Below are 1,952 nucleotides of genomic sequence, written 5' to 3'. Positions count from 1 at the left end.
TGGTACCACGGGGTGCGCCAGATGGATCAGGCCTGGCAGGCCCATTTCGAGCGTGAGCGTGTTCGGCCGGTGGGGCTGGCGGTGCCGCCCTCGGCCCTGGAGCCGCTGGCGCGCCGCGCGCCGCGTTGGCTGGCGCTGATGGCCTGGCTGGACCGCCGCTGCCTCACCGCCGCCTGGGGCGCCGCCCTGGCCGACCATGTGTTGATCCAATACCGCAAGCGTTGACGATGAGCTTGATCCTCACCCATGGCTACTTCATCGCGGACGACGCGATCGAGCAGCGCATCATGCGGCCCTATCCGCCCCTGGGCCTGCTGTCCATCTCGGCCTGGCTGGACCGCGAGGGTCTGGACCACCACGTGGTGGACGCGACCTTTCTCGATGTGGAGGGCTATCTGCAGCGCGTGCGGGCACTGCGTCCCCGCATGCTGGCCTTCTACGTGACGCTGATGACACGGCGCTCGGTGCTGCGCCTGATCGCGGCGCTGGCGGGGGAGGGCGATGGCCCGGTCATGGTGCTGGGGGGGCCGGACGTGCGCCACAACGCCGCCGACTACCTGCAGCACGGCGCCCACCTGCTGGTGGTGGGCGAGGGCGAACAGACCCTGGCCGATGTGGCCCGCTTGTCGCCCGAGGCGTGCCGTGACCCGGCCGCGCTGGCGGCGATCCCGGGGCTGATCCATGCCGATGCGCAGGGCCGGCCGGTCTTCACCGGTGAGCGCCAGTTCGTGCCTGAACTGGACGAACTGCCTGAGCCGGCGCGCCACCGCATCGACCTGCAGCCCTACTTCCAGGCCTGGCGCGGCGCGCACGGGCAGACGTCTCTGAACGTCAGCACCCAGCGCGGCTGCCCCTACAAATGCGCCTGGTGCAGCCGGGCGGTGTATGGCACCAGCTACCGCCGCCGTTCGCCACAGCAGGTGGTGGCGGAGCTGCGCACGCTGGTGGAGCGCTATGCGCCCGACCAGTTCTGGTTCGTCGATGATGTGTTCACCATCAACCACAACTGGCTGGCCGGCTTTGCCCAGGCGCTGGCGGCAGCCGGCCTGCGCATCCGCTACGAGTGCATCACCCGGGCCGACCGCATGAACGAGCGGGTGGTGCAGCTGCTGGCGCAAACCGGTTGCTCGCGGGTCTGGATCGGTGCCGAAAGCGGCTCGCAGCGCATCCTGGATGCGATGAAGCGCCAGGTGCGTGTGGAGCAGGTCACCGCCATGATCCGGGCCGCCTCGCAGGCCGGCATCCAGACGGGCACCTTCCTGATGCTGGGCTACCCCGGCGAGACCGAGGCGGACATCGTCGCCACCGAGCGCTACCTGCGCCAGGCCCGGCCCGATCTGTTCACCGTGACCCTGGCCTACCCGATCCGCGGCACGCAGTTTCACGACCTGGTGGCCGACCAGGCCACCGCACCGCCCTTTGACCAGGGCAGCGACCGGGATCGCCGCTACCCCCGCACCTATGGCGACGCCTACTACCGCCATGCCGTGCGTCTGCTCACCCACACCCATGCGATGACCACCGCGGCGCGTCCCTTCGGCCTGCGCGCCCTGGTGCACCGCCTGGCCTGGTGCCTGTCCCGGCTGGGCATGTGGTGGCACCGGCGCGCAACGCCCCAGGCCGCATGAGTCCGGCCTCCGCACGCTGGGGCCTGCCGCGCCACGGCCTGCTCGGGCGGGTCTTGCGCGGGCCGGTGCGGCGCGTCGTCTCGCCATGGCTGCAGCGAAGGCTCGCGCTCGCCGGCCAGCGCACGCAGCATTGGCGGATGGGGGGGCTGCGCCTGCGCATCGAGCCCGGTGTGTTCCCGCCAGGCCCCACGCTCAGTTCGGCCACTTTCGTGAACTGGCTGCTGTTCCCGCAGGGCCCGGGCCCCTGGGCCGGCCGCCGCGTGCTGGACCTGGGCTGCGGCAGCGGTCTGATCAGCTTGGCGCTGGCGAAAGCCGGCGCGCAGG

General features: G+C 71.4%; 2 protein-coding genes and 1 pseudogene. All 3 read left to right on the top strand.

Features of this window, described 5'->3' with window-relative positions:
• The coding region (locus I73_RS32985; protein ID WP_026096196.1) for a hypothetical protein at positions 1 to 225 on the top strand (225 nt) is incomplete at its 5' end.
• Positions 226 to 227: 2 nt separating this feature from the next.
• Entirely contained in the window at positions 228 to 1,628 is a 1,401-nt protein-coding gene (locus tag I73_RS25415; protein ID WP_022979071.1) for a B12-binding domain-containing radical SAM protein, read from the top strand.
• Positions 1,625 to 1,952 (top strand): annotated as a pseudogene (locus tag I73_RS32260) (hypothetical protein); the annotation flags it as partial. The gene I73_RS25415 and the pseudogene I73_RS32260, both read left to right, overlap by 4 nt.

This window comes from Ideonella sp. B508-1 (genome assembly GCF_000333615.1).
Lineage (GTDB): Bacteria > Pseudomonadota > Gammaproteobacteria > Burkholderiales > Burkholderiaceae_C > Ideonella.
The sequence above is the reverse complement of the archived record's forward strand: the minus strand, read 5'-3'. Positions and strand labels throughout refer to the sequence as shown.

Excerpts from the sequence above, each read along its gene's own strand:
- I73_RS25415 (WP_022979071.1), top strand. The coding sequence starts at position 228 with ATGAGCTTGATCCTCACCCATGGCTACTTCATCGCGGACGACGCGATC.